Annotated in this window: 17 protein-coding genes; 4 read left to right on the forward strand and 13 right to left on the reverse strand. The window is 71.9% G+C overall.

The features are described from left to right. Positions 1–5: 5 nt before the first annotated feature. From ACFXMG_RS14580 to ACFXMG_RS14590, 3 genes are all read left to right on the forward strand, one after another. Positions 6–1,265: an MFS transporter gene (locus ACFXMG_RS14580; RefSeq protein ID WP_383829639.1), complete on the forward strand. Its 1,260-nt coding sequence runs from the start codon at positions 6–8 to the stop codon at positions 1,263–1,265. A gap of 101 nt (positions 1,266–1,366) precedes the next feature. After that, complete coding sequence (locus tag ACFXMG_RS14585) at positions 1,367–2,074, forward strand: L,D-transpeptidase family protein (RefSeq protein ID WP_383829642.1); 708 nt, start codon at positions 1,367–1,369, stop codon at positions 2,072–2,074. 81 nt (positions 2,075–2,155) lie between these two features. Beyond that, entirely contained in the window at positions 2,156–3,127 is a 972-nt protein-coding gene (locus ACFXMG_RS14590; RefSeq protein WP_383829645.1) for a sigma-70 family RNA polymerase sigma factor, read from the forward strand. A gap of 4 nt (positions 3,128–3,131) precedes the next feature. Here ACFXMG_RS14590 and ACFXMG_RS14595 read toward each other — a convergent pair whose 3' ends face one another. After that, positions 3,132–3,431 carry an STAS domain-containing protein gene (locus tag ACFXMG_RS14595; RefSeq protein WP_383829648.1) on the reverse strand — a complete coding sequence of 100 codons (300 nt, stop codon included), beginning with the start codon at positions 3,429–3,431 and terminating at the stop codon, positions 3,132–3,134. Positions 3,432–3,451: 20 nt separating this feature from the next. Between ACFXMG_RS14595 and ACFXMG_RS14600 the strand changes: the two genes are divergently transcribed. Beyond that, on the forward strand, positions 3,452–4,105 hold the full coding sequence (locus ACFXMG_RS14600) for an HAD family hydrolase (RefSeq protein WP_383829651.1): 654 nt from the start codon (positions 3,452–3,454) through the stop codon (positions 4,103–4,105). On the opposite strand, the gene ACFXMG_RS14605 is transcribed toward ACFXMG_RS14600, so the two are convergent. From ACFXMG_RS14605 to ACFXMG_RS14660, 12 genes are all read right to left on the reverse strand, one after another. Next, positions 4,098–4,688: a Uma2 family endonuclease gene (locus tag ACFXMG_RS14605; protein WP_383829654.1), complete on the reverse strand. Its 591-nt coding sequence runs from the start codon at positions 4,686–4,688 to the stop codon at positions 4,098–4,100. The genes ACFXMG_RS14600 and ACFXMG_RS14605 overlap by 8 nt on opposite strands. 107 nt (positions 4,689–4,795) lie before the next feature. Next, on the reverse strand, positions 4,796–6,073 hold the full coding sequence (locus ACFXMG_RS14610) for a thymidine phosphorylase (protein WP_383829657.1): 1,278 nt from the start codon (positions 6,071–6,073) through the stop codon (positions 4,796–4,798). 85 nt (positions 6,074–6,158) lie between these two features. Next, positions 6,159–6,563 carry a cytidine deaminase gene (locus ACFXMG_RS14615; RefSeq protein WP_383829660.1) on the reverse strand — a complete coding sequence of 135 codons (405 nt, stop codon included), beginning with the start codon at positions 6,561–6,563 and terminating at the stop codon, positions 6,159–6,161. Beyond that, positions 6,560–7,822: an ABC transporter permease gene (locus tag ACFXMG_RS14620; RefSeq protein ID WP_383829663.1), complete on the reverse strand. Its 1,263-nt coding sequence runs from the start codon at positions 7,820–7,822 to the stop codon at positions 6,560–6,562. The genes ACFXMG_RS14615 and ACFXMG_RS14620 overlap by 4 nt, the downstream gene beginning before the upstream one ends. Beyond that, positions 7,819–8,937, reverse strand: coding sequence for an ABC transporter permease (locus ACFXMG_RS14625; protein ID WP_383829666.1), 1,119 nt, complete (start codon positions 8,935–8,937; stop codon positions 7,819–7,821). The genes ACFXMG_RS14620 and ACFXMG_RS14625 overlap by 4 nt, the downstream gene beginning before the upstream one ends. Further along, on the reverse strand, positions 8,934–10,556 hold the full coding sequence (locus tag ACFXMG_RS14630) for an ABC transporter ATP-binding protein (RefSeq protein WP_383829670.1): 1,623 nt from the start codon (positions 10,554–10,556) through the stop codon (positions 8,934–8,936). The genes ACFXMG_RS14625 and ACFXMG_RS14630 overlap by 4 nt, the downstream gene beginning before the upstream one ends. A gap of 215 nt (positions 10,557–10,771) precedes the next feature. Further along, entirely contained in the window at positions 10,772–11,824 is a 1,053-nt protein-coding gene (locus tag ACFXMG_RS14635; protein ID WP_383829673.1) for a BMP family protein, read from the reverse strand. Positions 11,825–12,061: 237 nt separating this feature from the next. After that, positions 12,062–13,285: an amidohydrolase gene (locus ACFXMG_RS14640; RefSeq protein WP_383829676.1), complete on the reverse strand. Its 1,224-nt coding sequence runs from the start codon at positions 13,283–13,285 to the stop codon at positions 12,062–12,064. Between the two features lie 156 nt (positions 13,286–13,441). Beyond that, positions 13,442–14,752, reverse strand: a complete 1,311-nt coding sequence (locus tag ACFXMG_RS14645) for a hypothetical protein (protein WP_384901143.1) — start codon at positions 14,750–14,752, stop codon at positions 13,442–13,444. Next, positions 14,749–15,642, reverse strand: coding sequence for an N-acetylneuraminate synthase family protein (locus ACFXMG_RS14650; RefSeq protein ID WP_383815336.1), 894 nt, complete (start codon positions 15,640–15,642; stop codon positions 14,749–14,751). Before ACFXMG_RS14650 ends, ACFXMG_RS14645 begins: the two co-directional genes overlap by 4 nt. A 13-nt stretch (positions 15,643–15,655) precedes the next feature. Next, positions 15,656–16,876, reverse strand: a complete 1,221-nt coding sequence (locus ACFXMG_RS14655; RefSeq protein WP_383815339.1) for a cytidylyltransferase domain-containing protein — start codon at positions 16,874–16,876, stop codon at positions 15,656–15,658. Then, entirely contained in the window at positions 16,876–18,195 is a 1,320-nt protein-coding gene (locus ACFXMG_RS14660) for a DUF6716 putative glycosyltransferase (RefSeq protein ID WP_383815342.1), read from the reverse strand. Before ACFXMG_RS14660 ends, ACFXMG_RS14655 begins: the two co-directional genes overlap by 1 nt. Between the last annotated feature and the right edge of the window lie 120 nt (positions 18,196–18,315).

Below are 18,315 nucleotides of genomic sequence, written 5' to 3' on the forward strand. Positions count from 1 at the left end.
GTGGCATGCCTTCCGCCAGTACCAAGGCGGACGCCACACCCGCGTCCGCCGACACCCGCCTCGCCCCGGGCGCCCCCGGCCACCGCCGGATGAGCCTCGCGCTCTTCGCCGCCGGCCTGGCAGCCTTCGCCCTCCTCTACTCCACCCAGGCCCTCCTCCCGGCGATCTCCGCCGAGTTCGGCGCCACCGCCTCGGCCGCCTCCTGGACCGTCTCCGCCGCGACCGGCGCGCTCGCCCTGTGCGTGCTGCCGCTCAGCGCCCTGTCGGAGCGCTTCGGCCGGCGCACGATGATGACCGCCTCCCTCACCGTCGCGGTCGGCGTGGCGCTCCTGGTGCCCTTCGCGCCCAACCTGGAGGTCCTGATCGCGCTCCGGGCGCTCCAGGGCGCGGCGCTGGCCGGACTGCCGGCCTCGGCGATGGCGTACCTGGCCGAGGAGGTACGCCCCCGGGCGCTGATCGGCGCGATCGGCCTCTTCGTCGCGGGCAACTCGGTCGGCGGCATGAGCGGCCGCATCGTGACCGGCTGGGTGGCGCAGATGTGGGGCTGGCGGGCGGGTCTGGCCGCCGTCGGCCTGACCTCCCTGGTGTGCGCGCTCGCCTTCCGGGCGCTGCTCCCGAAGGCACGGCACTTCACCCCCGGCTCCCTGGACCCGAAGGCGCTCGCCGCCACCGTGCGGGGGCACCTGGCGGACCCGCTGCTGCTCCGTCTGTACGGGATCGGCGCGCTGTTCATGACGGTCTTCGGCGCCGTGTACACGGTGATCGGCTACCGGCTGACGGAGGCCCCGTTCTCGCTGCCGCAGGGCGTGATCGGCTCGATCTTCCTGGTCTACCTGGTGGGTACGGTCTCCTCGGCGGCGGCCGGCAGGCTCGTCGGGCGGCTCGGCCGGCGCGGGGCGCTCTACCTGGCGGTCTCCACCACCACGGCGGGCCTGCTGCTCTCGCTCGCCGACACGCTCGGCGCGGTCCTCGCGGGCCTGGTCCTCATCACGGCCGGCTTCTTCGCGGGCCACGCGGTGGCGTCCTCCTCGGTGAGCCGGACGGCGAAAACGGGCCGGGCGCAGGCGTCGGCGCTCTACCAGTCCGCGTACTACCTGGGCTCCAGCGCGGGCGGCACGCTCGGCGCGATCGCCTTCCACGCGGGCGGCTGGGCGGGGACGGTCACGATCGGTCTGGTGGCGGTGCTCGGCGTCGTCTCGATCACCCTGTACGGGACGCACAGCGCGCGCGTCGAGGCCCGGCGGATCCATCCGGTGACGGCCTGAGCACGCCTGGATGACCGTACTGTCACGGTTCCGGCTGCGCCGCAACTGAAGCGCTCCCCCGCACGTCTCGTATGTCAGGACTCTAGGGGGAGTTGACGATCATGAACCGATTCGCGAACCGGGTGGGGAAGAGAGCCGGCATAGCCGCCGGCCTCACCTCGCTGCTCGTGCCGGCCGCCCTCGTGCTGGGCGCCTCGCCGGCCCAGGCCGCCTCGTGCAACGTGACGACGGGGCCGTACCAGAAGCAGGTCGAGAAGTTCCTCGGCCGCACCGTCGACGGGCGCCAGTCGCTCGGCGACTGCCAGGCCATCCAGTCCTTCCAGCGCAAGCACGGCATCACGCCGAGCGTGGGCTACGCGGGACCGCTGACCTGGCGCACGATGAACACGATGATCCAGCAGAAGGCGGCCGGGACCAACCCGAACAAGGACCGCAAGTGTCCGACCAACAAGGGCCGGATCGCCTGCGTGGACCTGACCCGCCAGCTCACCTGGATCCAGGACGGCTCGCGCCTCAAGTACGGCCCGGTGCCGGTGCGCACCGGCAAGGACGGCACCGAGACCCGTACCGGCCTCAAGAAGATCTACTGGCGGAACATCAACCACTGGTCGACGATCTACAACGTCTCGATGCCGTACTCGCAGTTCTTCGACGGCGGGCAGGCGTTCCACTCGACGACCAAGTCCATGTGGAACCCGCCGGGTTCCGGCGGCTGCGTCAACATGCGCTCGGCCGACGCCAAGGCGTACTGGAACCTGCTGCGCAACGGCGACGACGTCTACGTCTACGGGCGCAAGCCGGGAACCTGACCCCGGCTGTCGGTGCGCTGCGGTAGCTTCGCTCTCACCGGTGCCGAACGCCGGCGCCGGTGAGGGGTGATGGGGAACGCGATGGGCGAGACCGCCGTGGTGACGACCGATGAACTCGACAAGTACCGGCGGGAGCTGACCGGTTACTGCTACCGGATGCTCGGTTCCTCCTTCGAGGCGGAGGACGCGGTCCAGGACACGATGGTGCGGGCCTGGAAGGCCATGGACTCCTTCGAGGGGCGCTCCTCGCTGCGGTCCTGGCTCTACCGGATCGCCACCAACGTCTGCCTCGACGCGCTGAACGCGGGCAACAAGCGGGCGCGGCCCATGGACCTCTCGGGGCCGACGCCGGTCGCGCAGGCGCAGCTCGTCAAGCAGCCGGAGATCACCTGGCTGGAGCCGATCCCGGACGGGCGCGTGATGCCGACCGCGGGCGACCCGGCGGAGGCGGCGCTCAGCCGTGAGACCGTGCGGCTCGCCTTCGTCGCCGCGCTCCAGCACCTCGCGCCCAAGCAGCGGGCCGTGCTCATCCTGCGCGAGGTCCTCGCGTGGAAGGCGAGCGAGGTCGCCGAGCTGCTCGACACCTCGGTCGCCTCGGTGAACAGCGCGCTCCAGCGGGCCCGGGCGACCATCGCCGAGCAGGCCCCGGCCGAGTCGGACGCGGCGGACCCGCTCGACGAGGAGCAGCAGGCGCTCCTTGAGCGGTACGTGGCCGCGTTCGAGGGCTACGACATGAAGGCGCTGACGGCGCTCCTCCACGAGGACGCGACCATGACGATGCCGCCGTTCGACCTGTGGCTGCGGGGCCACGACGACATCGTCGGCTGGATGCTGGGCGTGGGCGACGTGTGCCGCGGCTCGAAGCTGGTGCCGACGGTGGCCAACGGCTCGCCGGCCTTCGCGCAGTACCACCCGGACCCGGAGGGCGGTTTCAGCCCGTGGGCCCTGATCGTGCTGGAGGTGCGGGACGGCAAGGTGGCCGGGATGGACTTCTTCCTGGACACCCCGCGCTGGTTCCCGCTCTTCGACCTGCCGGAGCGGCTGGAGGCGTAGCGCGTCAGAGCACCTCGTCCAGGCCGGTGAGGCGGAGCAGGGCCGTGAGGTCGGGTCCCGCTCCGTGGAAGGTGAGCCGGTGGCCCGCCCGGCGGGCCGCGAGCCGGATCCGGGCCAGGGCGTCCACGGCGTCCAGCCCGTACGCCTCCGCGTCGACGCCGCAGCGCACCTCCCCGGGCGGGGCGGCGGCGAGCCGGGCGCAGAGCCGGGCGACCTCCTCGCGGGTGGGCCGGGCGGGGAGGGTCATGAGGAGGGGCTGACGGGTGTCCACGAGGGGGTGACCGCCGGAAGGCGGGAAAGTCATCGCGTGAGAGGCTCGCGATCATGACTACTCACCCTGTCGAACTGGTGATCTTCGACTGTGACGGCGTTCTGGTGGACAGCGAGCGGCTCTACTGCCGGGTGGACCGGGAGGTCTTCGCCGGGCTGGGCGCCGAGTTCACCGAGGCGGAGATGGTGGAGCACTTCGTGGGCTCCTCGAAGGACATGCTCACCGCGATCGTGGCCGAGCGGCGGGGCCGCCCGCTGGAACCCGACTGGGACGCGCCGTTCAAGCAGCGGTACGAGGACGTGCTCGACGCGGAGCTGACGGCGGTGGAGGGGGTCACCGACGTGCTGGACGCGCTGGCGGTGCCGTACTGCCTCGCCTCCAACGGGAGCCACGCCTCCATCCGCAGGAACCTCGGCCGGACGGGTCTGCTGGAGCGCTTCGAGGGGCGGATGTTCAGCGCCCGTGACGTCGAGCGGGGCAAGCCCGCCCCGGACCTCTTCCTGCACGCCGCCGCCGCGATGGGCGTCCCGCCGGAGCGCTGCGCGGTGGTCGAGGACAGCCGCTACGGCGTCCGGGCCGCCCGCGCCGCCGGCATGCGCGCCTTCGGCTACACCGGTGGCCTGACCCTCCCGTCCCACCTCGAAGGCCCGGGCACGGTGCTCTTCGGGCACATGCGGGAGCTGACGGGGCTGCTGGGGGTCAGCTGACGGGGAACTCGGCGGTGTCGAGGGTGAGGTCGAAGGGGGCGGGGAGGTGGATCTTCTCGCCGAACGGGGCGGCGCTCAGGACCCGGTAGACGTCGCCGACGGGCTCTCCGTAGAGGGTGATGGTGGGGCCGCCGGGCGCGTGGCGGTCGATGAGGAGGTAGAGCGGCACTCCGGCTTCCGCGTAGACAGCCGCCTTCGTGATCCGGTCGGTGCTCGCGTTCGACGGAGAGGTGACTTCGACGACGAGCTCCGCCACGTCGGCGGGGATGAGATGGCCGGGTCCGTCCAGTTCGGCCAGCGGAGCCACGAGAAGATCAGGAATGAAGGCGCTCATGCGGCTCGGGATCGAGACGGACTGCGTCTGGTAGACGCCCCAGTCCTCGGGGATGACAGCGGCGAGCCGCCGCAGAACCCTGTAGGCGATGCTGTTGTGCCGGGCGGATGGCGTGGGTGCCACGGTGATGATCCCCTCGATGATCTCCACCTTGCAGCCCTCGGGCCGGTCCATCGACTCCCAGCGACGGACCAGATCCTCCCAGCCGTTGCCCGCGTCGGGGTGGGGCTCGGCAGCGAGTGCGCTCATGGTGTGCTCCTCATTCGGTCGTCACCGATCCCAGCATGCCGAACGGGACCGGTGGAGGTCCATCGGTCCCGTTCACCCGAAGGTGTCATTGGCACATGCCAGAGCCGTTACGCGATGCGGTCCAGGACGATCGGGGTCGCCTTGAAGTCGGTGCCCGCCGGGGCGATGTCCCAGGCGCCGGTGAGGGAGCCGAGGGCGTAGTCGAACTTCTCCGGGGTGTCCGTGTGGAGGGTGAGGAGGGGCTGGCCCGCCGTGACCGTGTCGCCGGGCTTGGCGTGGAGCTCGACGCCCGCGCCGGCCTGCACCGGGTCCTCCTTGCGGGCGCGTCCGGCGCCGAGGCGCCAGGCGGCGATGCCGATGTCGTACGCGTCGAGGCGGGTGAGGACGCCCGAGGAGGGGGCGGTGACGACGTGCCGCTCGCGGGCGACCGGGAGGGTGGCGTCCGGGTCGCCGCCCTGGGCCGCGATCATCCGGCGCCAGACGTCCATCGCGGAGCCGTCCTTGAGGGCCTTCGCCGGGTCGGCGTCCTTGATGCCGGCCGCGGCCAGCATCTCGGCCGCGAGGGCGACGGTCAGGTCGACGACGTCCTGGGGGCCGCCGCCGGCCAGGACCTCGACCGACTCGCGGACCTCCAGGGCGTTGCCCGCGGTGAGGCCGAGCGGGGTCGACATGTCGGTGAGGAGCGCGACCGTCTTGACGCCGCTGTCGGTGCCGAGCGCGACCATGGTGGAGGCCAGCTCGCGGGCGTCCTCGATGGTCTTCATGAAGGCGCCGGTGCCGACCTTGACGTCGAGCACGAGGGAGCCGGTGCCCTCGGCGATCTTCTTCGACATGATCGAGGAGGCGATGAGCGGGATCGCCTCGACGGTGCCGGTCACGTCGCGGAGCGCGTACAGCTTCTTGTCCGCGGGGGCCAGGCCGTCGCCGGCCGCGCAGATGACGGCGCCGGTGGTGTCGAGGACGTGCAGCATCTCCTCGTTGGAGAGCAGGGCGCGCCAGCCGGGGATGGACTCCAGCTTGTCGAGGGTGCCGCCGGTGTGGCCGAGGCCGCGGCCGGAGAGCTGCGGGACGGCCGCGCCGCAGGCGGCGACGAGCGGGGCGAGCGGGAGGGTGATCTTGTCGCCGACGCCGCCGGTGGAGTGCTTGTCGGCGGTGGGGCGGGAGAGCGCGTCGAAGTTCATGCGCTCGCCGGACGCGATCATCGCCGCCGTCCAGCGGGCGATCTCGTCGCGGTTCATGCCGTTGAGCAGGATCGCCATGGCCAGGGCCGACATCTGCTCGTCCGCGACCACGCCGCGGGTGTAGGCGTCGATGACCCAGTCGATCTGCTCGGGGCTCAGCTCGCCCTTGTCCCGCTTGGTCCGGATGACGGAGATGACGTCCATGTCGTGGTGCCTCTTTCTACGCGCATAGAGGGGGGAACGGAAGGAGCGGCCCCTCCCATCGTGCCGGAAGGGCCGCTCCGAGGTGCTATGGGGCGAGGTGGTCCGGGCCGAACGCCTGCGGCAGCATCTCCGCGAGGGTCAGGAGCCCGGCCGGCGTCTCCAGGACGAGCTCGGCGCCGCCGAACTCGTAGAGGAGCTGCCGGCACCGGCCGCAGGGGACGAGCGGCTCGCCGCGCCCGTCCACGCACACGAAGTGGGTGAGCCGCCCGCCGCCGGTGGCCTGGAGCTGCGAGACCAGGCCGCACTCGGCGCACAGGCCGAGCCCGAAGGAGGCGTTCTCCACGTTGCAGCCGGAGACCGTCCGCCCGTCGTCGACCAGGGCGGCCGCGCCGACCGGGAAGCCCGAGTACGGGGCGTAGGCACGCGCCATCGCCTCGCGGGCCTCGGTCCGCAGGGCCTCCCAGCCGGCCTCGGGGAGGGCGGTCGTCACTTGCCCTGGCCCTTCCGGTAGGGCAGGCCGTCCGCCTTCGGCATCCTGAGCCGCTGTGCGGACAGGGCCAGCACGAGCAGGGTGGTGATGTACGGGGCGGCGTCGACGAACTGGCTCGGGACCTGGTCGGTGAGCGCGTACCAGAGGAAGAACGCGACCGCGAAGACCGCGGAGATCACGGCGGGCACGTACTTCTTCTTGTACAGCTGCCAGGCGGCGGCGAGCACCAGGAGCAGGGCGACGAGCAGCAGCAGCGCGTGGACGTTCTCGGCGCCGCCGCGGATCTTGAGGCTGTCGGTGAAGCCGAAGAGGCCGGCGCCGAGCGCCATGCCGCCGGGCATCCAGTTGCCGAAGATCATCGCGGCGAGACCGATGTAGCCGCGGCCGCCGGTCTGGCCCTCCTGGTAGATGCCGGTGGCGACGATCGCGAGGAACGCGCCGCCGAGGCCGGCCAGGGCGCCGGACATGGTGACCGCGATGTACTTGTACTTGTAGACGTTGACGCCCAGCGACTCGGCGGCGACCGGGTTCTCACCGCAGGAGCGGAGCCGCAGGCCGAAGGAGGTGCGCCACAGCACCCACCAGGTGGCCGGGATCAGCAGGAGCGCGACGACGGTGAGCAGCGACAGGTTGGTGACCAGGCCGCCGAGGATGCCGGCGAGGTCGGAGATCAGGAACCAGTGCTTCTGCTGGAGGTCCTGGAGCCAGTCCGAGAGCCCTGGGATCGTGATCTCGTAGATCTGGTCGATGCGGGGGGACTGCTTGGAGGAGCCGCCCTCGGCCTCGCCGAACGTGAAGTTCGACAGGTACATGGTGAAGCCGGCCGCGAGGATGTTGATCGCCACACCGGAGACGATGTGGTTCACGTTGAAGGTGACCGTGATGATCGCGTGCAGCAGGCCGCCGAGCGCGCCGCCGAGGAGACCGAAGAGGACGCCCACCCAGGGGCCCCACTGGTAGCCGGCCCAGGCACCGAACCAGGTGCCGAGGATCAGCATGCCTTCGAGACCGATGTTGACCACGCCCGCGCGCTCGGCCCACAGGCCGCCGAGGCCGGCGAGGCCGATCGGGACGGCGAGCCGGAGCGCGCCGGAGACCTGGCCGACGGAGGTCAGGTCGTCGGCGCCGGAGATGACGCGGACCAGCGAGAAGAGGACGAGTCCGGCCGCGACGATCAGCAGGATCCACGGCAGGGTGAGCTTGCGGCGCCCGGTGCCCTTGGGTGCGGCGCTCGGCTTGGTGACAGTGCCGGTGCTCATGCCGAGACCTCCTTGTCGGTCTTGATGGCGCCGCCGGCGGCGAGCTCCTCGCCGACCTTCTGCTGCTGGCGGCGGGTGCCGTAACGGCGGACGAGTTCGTAGGAGACGACCACGGCGATCACGATGATGCCCTGCATGATCTGCGTGATCTCCTTCGGGTAGCCCTCGACGTCGAGCGACGAGGACGCCTTGTCGAGGAACGCGAAGAGCAGCGCGGCGAAGAGGATGCCGACCGGGTTGTTGCGGCCGAGCAGCGCGATCGTGATGGCGGTGAAGCCGACGCCGACCGGGAACGACAGGCTGTACGTGTGGGTGTCGCCGAGCAGCGTGGGCATGCCGGAGAGGCCCGCGAGGCCGCCGGAGATGAGCATCGAGGTGAGGATCATCCGCTTGGCGTCGACGCCGCTGGCCTGCGCCGCGGACTCGCTCTCGCCGGTGGCCCGCAGGTCGAAGCCGAAGCGGGTGCGGTTGAGGACGAACCAGTAGACGACGCCGAGGGCGAGGGCGACGAAGGTGAAGCCGTAGATCTCGCCGTTGCCCTGGCCCATGTCGATGCCGGGGAACCAGCCCGACTCGGCGATCTCGCCGGTCGTCAGGTCGTTGGAGCCCGGGGGCTGGACGCCGAGGTTCTTCGGCAGGATCAGCCAGGCGATCAGGGAGGTCGCGATGGCGTTGAGCATGATCGTCGAGACGACCTCGGAGACGCCCCGGGTGGTCTTGAGGAGACCGGCGATGCCGGCCCAGAAGGCACCGGTGAGGGCCGCGACGACCACGATCATCAGGATGTGCAGCGGGCCGGGCAGCTCGACCGAGGCGCCGACCACGGCCGAGACCATCGCGGCGAGGCGGTACTGGCCGTCGACGCCGATGTTGAAGAGGTTCATCCGGAAGCCGATGGCGACGGCCAGGGCTGCCAGGTAGTAGATCCCCGTCTGGTTGACGATGAGGACCTGGATGTCCGAGTACCCGGCGTTCTCGATCATCAGCCGGATCGGCTCGATGGGGTCGAGGCCCGTCGCGAGCAGCACCAGCATGGTGAGCACGAACGAGGTGACCAGGGCCAGCACCGGGCCGGCGGCCCCGATGATCAGCTTGTCCTTGTCGATCTTCATCATCGGGCGTCACCGTCTTCGGACTGCTCGGGCTGCTCTGCGGCGCCTTCGAGGTGGCCGGAGGCCGCGCCGGTCATGGCGGAGCCCAGCTGCTCGGGCGTGATGGTGGCGGGGTCCGCGTCCGCGACGAGCTTGCCGCGGTACATGACCCGGAGGGTGTCGGAGAGGCCGATCAGCTCGTCGAGGTCGGCGGAGATCAGCAGCACCGCCAGGCCCTCGCGGCGGGCGTCCCGGATCGCGTCCCAGATCTGCGCCTGCGCGCCGACGTCCACACCGCGGGTGGGGTGGGCGGCGATCAGGAACTTGGGGTTGTGGCTCATCTCGCGGCCGACGATCAGCTTCTGCTGGTTGCCGCCGGAGAGGGAGGCCGCGGTGACGTCGATGCCCGGGGTGCGGACGTCGTACTCGCGGACGATCCGCTCGGTGTCCTTGCGGGCGGCCTTCGGGTCGAGGATGCCGCGCTTGGAGTTGGGCGCCTCGGTGACGTGACCGAGGATGCGGTTCTCCCAGAGCGGGGCCTCCAGGAGCAGGCCGTGGCGGTGCCGGTCCTCGGGGATGTAGCCGATGCCGCCCTCGCGGCGCTTGCGCACCGAGACCTTGGAGATGTCCTCGCCGTCGAGCGTGATGGCGCCCTCGTCGGGGGTGGCCATGCCCATCAGGGCCTCGATGAGCTCGGTCTGGCCGTTGCCCTCGACACCGGCGATGCCCAGGATCTCGCCCTTGTGGATGGTGAGCGAGATGTCGTCGAGCAGCTTGCGGCCGGCCGCGGCCTCCTCGTGGACGACCGTCGTGCTCGACGGGTCCGCGGGGGCGGCGGTGGTCAGCGGGGCGCCGGTGGCGCCGCCCTCCAGGAGGGTCAGCCCCTTCACCTGGAGCATGGCGACGTCCGTGACGGTCGACTCGCGGGTCTCCGGGGAGGGCAGCTCGCTGCCGACCATCAGCTCGGCGAGCTGCTTGGTGGTGGCGGTCCTCGGGTCGGCGGTGCCGACGGTGGTGCCGCGCCGGATGACGGTGATGTCGTCGGCGACCTTCAGGACCTCGCCCAGCTTGTGCGAGATGAAGATGACGGTGAGGCCCTCGGCCTTGAGCTCGCGCAGGTTGTCGAAGAGCGCGTCGACCTCCTGCGGGACCAGGACGGCGGTCGGCTCGTCGAGGATGAGGATCCGGGCACCGCGGTAGAGCACCTTGAGAATCTCGACGCGCTGCCGGTCGGCGACGCCGAGGTCCTCGACGAGGGCGTCGGGACGGACGCCGAGGCCGTACGCGTCGGAGATCTCCTGGATCTTCCGGCGGGCCTTCGCGCCGATGCCGTACAGCTTCTCGCCGCCGAGGACGACGTTCTCCAGGACGGTGAGGTTGTCGGCGAGCATGAAGTGCTGGTGCACCATGCCGATGCCGCGCGCGATGGCGTCACCGGGACTGGAGAAGGTGACCTGCTCCCCGTCGATGGCGATGGTGCCCTCGTCCGGCTTCTGCATGCCGTAGAGGATCTTCATGAGGGTCGACTTGCCGGCACCGTTCTCGCCGATCAGGGCATGGACGGTGCCCTTCCGGACGGTGATCGCGATGTCCTTGTTGGCGACGACGCCGGGGAAGCGCTTGGTGATGCCGTGGAGTTCCACGGCAGGGGGGCTGGACGCGTTGATGACGCACTCTCCTTGGCCGAAAGGAGTGGGAGCGGAGGGCAGGGCGGGGCGAAGTTATCGTGCCGGTGCGAGATCTACACGCGTAGCGCTGCCGAAAAGTGAAAACCCGTACGGGAATGGGCCCGGGGCCCGGTCCTGGTGGGAGTCCCACCGGGGCCGGGCCCGCGGGCAACTGGTCGTGAGCTCGCGCCTTACGGAGCGGTCTTGACCGTGATCTTGCCGTCGATGATGTCCTTCTTCGCCTTGTCCACCGCGGCGATCAGGTCGGTCATCGACTTGTACTTCGGGTTCGAGTCGGCCAGGCCGACACCGTCGGTGGCGAGGCCGTAGCGGACCTCACCGGTCTGCGGCTTGCCGTCCTTGACCGACTTGATCAGGTTGAAGACGGAGTCGGAGACGTCCTTGGTGACCGAGGTCAGGATCGAGTCCTTGTACTCGGCGAGACCCGCCTGGTTGTACTGGTCGGAGTCGACACCGATGGACCACTTGCCGGCCTTGGAGGCGGCCTCGATCGCACCGGAGCCGGCGAGACCGGCGGCGGCGTAGATCACGTCGGCGCCCTTGTCGAGCTGGCCCTGGGCGGCGGCCTTGCCGAGGTCGGGCTTGGCGAAGCCGTCGAAGTTCGGCGGCTGGGTCAGGTACTGGGTGAGCACCTTCGCCTTGGGGTTGGTGTCCTTGACGCCCTGGACGTAGCCGGCCTCGAACTTCTTGATCAGCGGGACCTCGACACCGCCGATGAAGCCGACCGTGCCGGACTTGGACGCCTTGGCGGCGGCGACGCCGGCCAGGTAGGAGCCCTGCTCCTCGTTGAAGACGAGGTTGGCGATGTTCTTGCCGGTCACCGAGGTGTCGTCGATGATGCCGAAGGTCGTGTCGGGGAACTGCTTGGCGACCTTCTCGATGGCCGGGGCGTAGGCGAAGCCGACGCCGATGACCGGGTTGTTGCCGGCGCGGGCCAGCGAGGTGAGGCGCTGCACCTTGTCGGCGTCGCCCTCACCGGACGACGGCTCGGCCTCGGCGCCCTTGACGTCGAGCTCGTCCTCGGCCTTCTTCAGGCCGGCGTAGGCGGCGTCGTTGAAGGACTGGTCGCCGCGGCCGCCGATGTCGTACGCGATGGCGGCCTTGGCGGCCTTCGAGTCGGAGCCGGAGCCGCCCTCGGAGGAGGACTTGCCGCAGGCGGTGGCGGAGAGCGCGAGCGCCGCGGAGGCGATGCCCACGGTGGTGATCCTGGTGATCCGGCGCAAGAGGAGGGTCCCTTCAAGACTGACCGAAAGCGCCTCTTCCGGCGCTGGCTTTGCGGCGATCGTAACGCGCGTAGATGTCAGTTAAGGACCCGTTCATGAGTCGTTACCGTATCGACGCGAACCCACGGGTCACAGTACCCGTACACACTTCGCGATCAAGGCGCAACCCCGTGTCATCAGCCGAGATGGGGGCGCCGCCCCACGCATGGCGGGGGACGGCGCACGGTGCGGCGGGGGTCAGACCCCCTCGGCGCGGGCGTCGAGCAGGGCGGCCGCGGTGAAGAGCTCGACGGCGGTCTGGATGCACCGCTCGTCCACGTCGAAGTCGCCCGCGTGGAGGTCGCGGACGCGGGGGTCGCCGGGGGCGCGGACGCCGAGCCGGGCCATCGCGCCGGGCACGTGCTCCAGGTACCAGGAGAAGTCCTCGCCGCCGAGGCTCTGCTCGGTGTCCTCGACCGAGTCGGCGCCGCGGCGGGCGGTCATGGCGTCCCGGAGCAGCTCGGTGATCGTCGCGTCGTTGACGACCGGGGGGACGCCCCGGACGTAGTTCACGGTGGACTTGGCGCGGTGCAGGGAGGCGACCTCGTCGACGGCGGCGTGCACCAGGTCGGGGGCGTCGCGCCAGGCGGGCAGGTCGAGGCAGCGGACGGTGCCGGAGAGCTCGGCGTGCTGGGGGATGACGTTGGGCGCGTGGCCGGCCTCGATCCGGCCCCAGGTGACGGAGAGGCCGGCGCGGGCGTCGACCCGGCGGGCGAGGACGGCCGGCACGTCGGTGGCGATCCGGGCGGCGGCGGTCACCAGGTCGGTGGTGAGGTGCGGGCGGGCGGTGTGGCCGCCGGGGCCGTCGAGGGTGATCTCCAGGCGGTCGCAGGCGGAGGTGATGGGGCCGACGCGGAGCCCGATCCTGCCGACGTCGACCTTGGGGTCGCAGTGGACGGCGATGATGCGGCCGACGCCGTCGAGGACGCCGGCCGCGACCGCGTCGGCGGCTCCGCCGGGCAGGACCTCCTCGGCGGGCTGGAAGAGCAGCCGCACCGGGCGCGGCAGCCGGCCCTCGCGCTCCAGCTCGGCGAGGACCAGGCCGGCGCCGAGGACGGTGGTGGTGTGCACGTCGTGGCCGCAGGCGTGGGCGCGGTTGGGCACGGTGGAGCGGTACGGGACGGTCTTGGCGTCCGGGATGGGCAGCGCGTCGAGGTCGGCGCGGATGGCGAGCATGGGGCGCGCGCGGTCCCAGGTGCCGATGTCACAGATGAGTCCCGTGCCGCCCGGGAGGACGCGCGGCGCCAGGCCGGCCGCCTCCAGGCGGGCCTTGAGCGCGGCGGTGGTTCGGAACTCCTGGTTGCCGAGCTCGGGGTGCATGTGCAAGTCCCTGCGGAAGGCGATCAGTTCGCCGCGCAGGGAGGAGGACAGCGTTCCGGGCAGGGTGAAGGATCCGGGCTCACGGGTCTTCAACTGGTTCACCCTTTGAAGGGTAGGCCCATCCGGTGATCAACTGCCCGTTGATCACCAAAAGTTCAACCCGTTAGGGGAAAGAATCTCGGTTTGCCGTGCATGGGACACGCTCCGTATGGGTAGGCTCACCCGATTTCTCGGCGGTGGGGCCGGAACGCGAACCGGTCAGCCGAATTCCAGCCGGTCGACCGCGGCACCGCTGCGCGGAGTGAGCCGGTCCACCCCCGACGCCGTGCCGGCGACGCCCGCGAGGAAGCCCTGGGCCCGCGGGGAGGCGGTCGCCTTGAGCCATTCGGGTGCGATCTCGCAGACCGCGACCTTCACCCCGGTGCCCGCCAGAGCGAGCGGCAGGGTGTGCACCACGGTGGACGGGAAGCTGACGATGGTGGCGCCGATCGGGCCGCGCCGGGCGATCAGCTCCAGCGGCAGCTCGGGACGGACCACCTGGAGGCCGGTCTCGACCGCGACCCGGTGCAGCTTCTCCGGGGTCTCGCGGCGGTGGGCGAAGTAGCGGGTCGCGCCGTGGGTACGGGCGAGCTGCCCGACGACCCGCAGGTAGTGCTCGGCGTCGACCACCCCGGTCTCGACGAGCGAGGTGCCCACGAGGTCGGCGCCGCCGGTGAGCGCGGGCGGCCCGAAGCGCTCCCGGGTCCACGCGTAGGAGTTCTCGGTGACCTCGGTGCCCGGCGGGGCCTGGACGGGCAGCGAGGTGAAGATCTCGACCGTCCTGCCGGGTCCCGGGGCGAACCGGCGGCGCGCCAGCGAGGTGACCGGGGCGAGGACCAGCTCCCGCGGCCCCAGGTCGCCCTTGCGGTGCCAGCGGACCAGCCGCTCCCCGCCCGCGAGCTGGGCGGCGAACTCCATGGTCGCGGTGCCGTCGTCGACGACCGTGACGTGCCGGGGCCCGTAGAGGGTGAGCAGCAGTTGTACGTAGCGGGAGAACGGGTCGCCGACGATGACGCGCTCGGCGGCGCGCAGCGGCCCGCCCAGCTCGCGCAGGGTCCGCGCCAGCGCGCCGCGCCCGGCCCGCGCCTCCTGCCAGTGCACGGCGAACCCCTCGTCGCGGGCGAGCTGGGCCATCCGGCGCAGCTGCCCCCGCGACATGGGGTCGTTCGGCGAGAGGACGACGATCCGGAGGTCGTCGGAGGCGGCGGGTGCGGCGCCCGCGCGGGGCGGGGCGGAGGCGTGGGCCGGGGCCGGAGCCTCCGGGCCGTGCGGGGCCTCTGTGCCGTGCGGGGCGAGGGCGGCGGGCGCCCGGGGCGGGGCCGATGCCTGAGCCTCCGGGCGGTGCGCGGCGGAGGCAGCGGGCGCGGCGCCCGGCGCCGGGGGGGCCGGCGCGGGTGCCTGGGGGGCACCCGGCGCCGGGGAGGGCGCGGGGGCGGCGGCCGGGACGGGGCCCCGGCCGCGCGCGTGCGCCCACTCCAGGACGTTCAGGAGCTGGACGGGGCTCTCGACGAACGCCAGACGGCCGGTCATGCGGAGACGGGCTCCAGGACGCGGCGGAGCTTCTTCATGGGGCCGAGCTCCGACTCGTACACCTTCTTCACGCCGTCGCCGAGGGCGGTCTCGATGGTGCGGATGTCGCGGACGAGGCGCTCCAGGCCCTGCGGCTCGACGGAGGCGGCCTGGTCCGAGCCCCACATGGCGCGGTCGAGGGTGATGTGGCGCTCGACGAAGGTCGCGCCGAGGGCGACGGCGGCCAGCGTGGTCTGGAGGCCGGTCTCGTGGCCGGAGTAGCCGATCGGGACGTTCGGGTACTCCTCCTGGAGCGTCTGGATGACGCGCAGGTTCAGCTCCTCGGCCTTGGCCGGGTAGGTGGAGGTGGCGTGGCAGAGCAGGATGTTGTCGCTGCCCAGGACCTCGACCGCGTGGCGGATCTGCTTCGGCGTCGACATGCCGGTGGAGAGGATGACGGTGCGTCCGGTGGCGCGCAGCTCGCGCAGCAGCTCGTCGTCGGTGAGGGAGGCGGAGGCGACCTTGTGGGCGGGGACGTCGAACTTCTCCAGGAAGGCGACGGCCTCGGTGTCCCACGGGGAGGCGAACCAGTCGATGCCGCGCTTCGCGCAGTGCTCGTCGATCTGGCGGTACTCGTCCTCGCCGAACTCCACGCGGTGGCGGTAGTCGATGTAGGTCATCCGGCCCCAGGGGGTGTCGCGCTCGATGTCCCACTGGTCGCGCGGGGTGCAGATCTCGGGGGTGCGCTTCTGGAACTTGACGGCGTCACAGCCGGCCTCGGCGGCCACGTCGATCAGCTTGAAGGCGTTCTCGAGGTCGCCGTTGTGGTTGATGCCGATCTCGCCGCAGATGTAGACGGGCTGACCGGGACCGGCGGTCTTCGGGCCGAGGGTGCGCAGACGGGTGCTCATGGTGGTGCTTCCTTTAGCTTTCGAGAGGGGTGGGGGAAGGGGTGTTCAGCTCGGGTCCGAGGAGCCAGGCGGCGATCTCGCGGATCGCTCCGAAGCCGCCCGGGGTGACGGTGACCGCGCGGGCCGCGGCCCGGACGGAGTCGTGGGCGCTGCTCACCGCGACGGGCCAGCCGACGAGGTGGAAGCAGGGCAGGTCGTTGACGTCGTTGCCGGCGTAGAGGACGCGCGCGGGGTCGATGGACTCGGCCTCGCACCACTCCTTGAGCGCCAGGTCCTTGCGGTCGATCCCGTGCAGGACGGGGATCTTGAGCTTGCGGGCGCGGGCGGCGACGACGGGGTTCTGTTCGGTGGAGAGGATGAGGACGGGCAGTCCGGCGCGGCGCAGGGCCGCGATGCCGAGGCCGTCGCCGCGGTGGGCGGAGACGAACTCCCGGCCCTCCGCGTCGAGGTGGACCCGGTCGTCGGTCTGGGTGCCGTCGAAGTCGAGGACGACCGCGTCGACGTCGGCGAAGCCGGGCGTGGCCGGCTCGTCGAGGAGCGGGGCGAGGGCCTGGGCGCGGGCCAGGTCGTGCGGGTCGTCGATCTCCAGGACGCGGGCCGGGTCGGTGACGACGAGCGCGGTGCGGCCGAAGAAGCGGTGCCCGTGGGTACGGAATCCGGCCGCGTCCATCGCGTAGACGGCGCCGGTCTCCAGGTACTCGGGCTCGCGGTCCTGGCGGCGCGGGCGGTGGGCCTTGTCGTGGTTGACGCCGGTGGCGCCGGTCGCGCTGTCCCTCGGGTCGCGCCAGAGGAAGCCGTGCGAGGGGGCGGCCGTGAAGGCGGTGTCGGCGGCGCCGGAGGTGATCCGGGCGACGGCGTCGGCGACCTCGGCGGAGCTCAGGAAGGGGCTGGTGCACTGGACGAGGAGGACCACGTCGGCGGTGCGGCCGTGGCCGGCCTCGAAGGCGTCGAGGGCGTGCAGGACGGCGGACTCGCTGGTGGCGGTGTCGCCGGCGATCGCGGCCGGGCGCTCGACGGCCTCGGCGCCGAAGGCGCGGGCGGCGGCGGCGATGGCCGGGTCGTCGGTGGAGACGAGGACGTCGGTGACGCCCACCGCGCCGAGGCAGGCCCGGACGGCCCGGCCGACCAGCGGGATCCCGGCGACCGGGGCGAGGTTCTTGGCGGGGACGCCCTTGGAGCCGCCGCGCGCGGGGATGACGGCGAGCACGGTGGGGCTCGGCTTCTTCGTGGGCATCACAGTTCTCCCAGGCGTCGGACGACGGGGGCCACGCGCTGGACGCCGTGGCGGTAGGCGCCGCGCGCCGCCTCGCGGACGATCCGGCGCAGCCCGCTGTCGCGGACCGGGGGCGCGGTGACGTCCAGGCGGTGGCGGGCGAGGATCCCCGGCAGGTAGCCGGGGGCCGTCTCCGCGGTGTAGTAGGGGCTGATCGGGGGGAGTTCGGGCAGCGCGAGGAGTGTGGCGACCTTCTCGCGGGCGGCGTCGAAGGCGGAGTCGTACCCGCCGTCGGAGGCGACGCCCTGGCGGGCCAGCCACTCCTCGTCGGGCTCGGGTGCCTCTCCCCGGTCGAGCCGGTCGAGCCGGTCGAAGGAGGTGAGGAGGCCGGAGCCGATGAAGTGGTGGTTGCCGTTGACCTCGCGGACCCCGCAGTCGGTGAGGATCGCGGTGGGGATCCGGCGGTGCAGGGCCTCCAGGGCGGCCGTGGAGGAGACGGTGACCAGCAGGTCGGTGCGGTCCAGGACCTCGCCCATGTGCCCGTACACCAGGCGGAAGTTGGCCGGCGGGTCCAGGTCGCGCACCAGCCGCTGGTACGGGTGCTCCTCCAGGTGCGTGGTGTGCTCGCCGGGCTTGGAGCGGAGCTTGAGGAGGACCTCGCGCTCCGGGTGCAGCCGGGCGTGCCGGACGAGCCGCTCCAGGACGTACGCCCGCTCGGCGCGGGTGACCGGTACGGACGGCTGGGCGGCGAACACCAGGGTGTCGCGGCCCGGTTCGGGGCGATGCGGGGCGCCGCCGAGGAACGGCAGGGCGGCCTCGACGACCGACTCGGAGCCGGCGCCGACCCCTTCGTACACGGCGCGGAACCGGTCCGCGTCGTGACGGGAGTTGGCGAGGACGACGTCCGCGCCGTGGCGGAGCAGCAGGCCGTCGGCCAGCTTCTCGTAGACCACGCCCACGTACCCGGTGACGATCACCGGCCGGCGGTCGAGACCGAGGTCGGCGAGGCCCTGGAGGACGGCCCGGACGGTGCCGCCGACCAGCGCGAGGACCACGACGTCGTACCGCTCGCCGCGGGCCTCCGCGTCCCGCACCTCGCGCAGGAACTCCGCGCCGGTCACTTCGCGCGGGGCGGCCGTGGAGGCGCCCGTCTCGGCGAGCTGGCGGGCGGTGGGGGTGGCCCTGCCGCGGAGCACGAAACCGGTGGGCTCACTGGTGGAACCGGGGGTCTCGGTGTCCGCCGCGGTGATGCGGCGCGCGGTGAGCGCACCCCATTTCCACCGGGTGTCGGAATCCGCGAGTACGGCGACCCGTACCGCTTCACTGGAACTTGCTGGCACGTCGAGGACGCTAGAAGGGCATTCCGGTCTACGGCCCAACTGAGCCGCAACAAACGGTGAACAGCACCTCTCCGTGATCTGAAGCGGCCCGGGATTCAGCCGTTGGACGGCCCGAAATCC

The sequence above is a fragment of the Streptomyces sp. NPDC059201 genome, assembly GCF_042754585.1.
Taxonomy (GTDB): Bacteria; Actinomycetota; Actinomycetes; order Streptomycetales; family Streptomycetaceae; genus Streptomyces.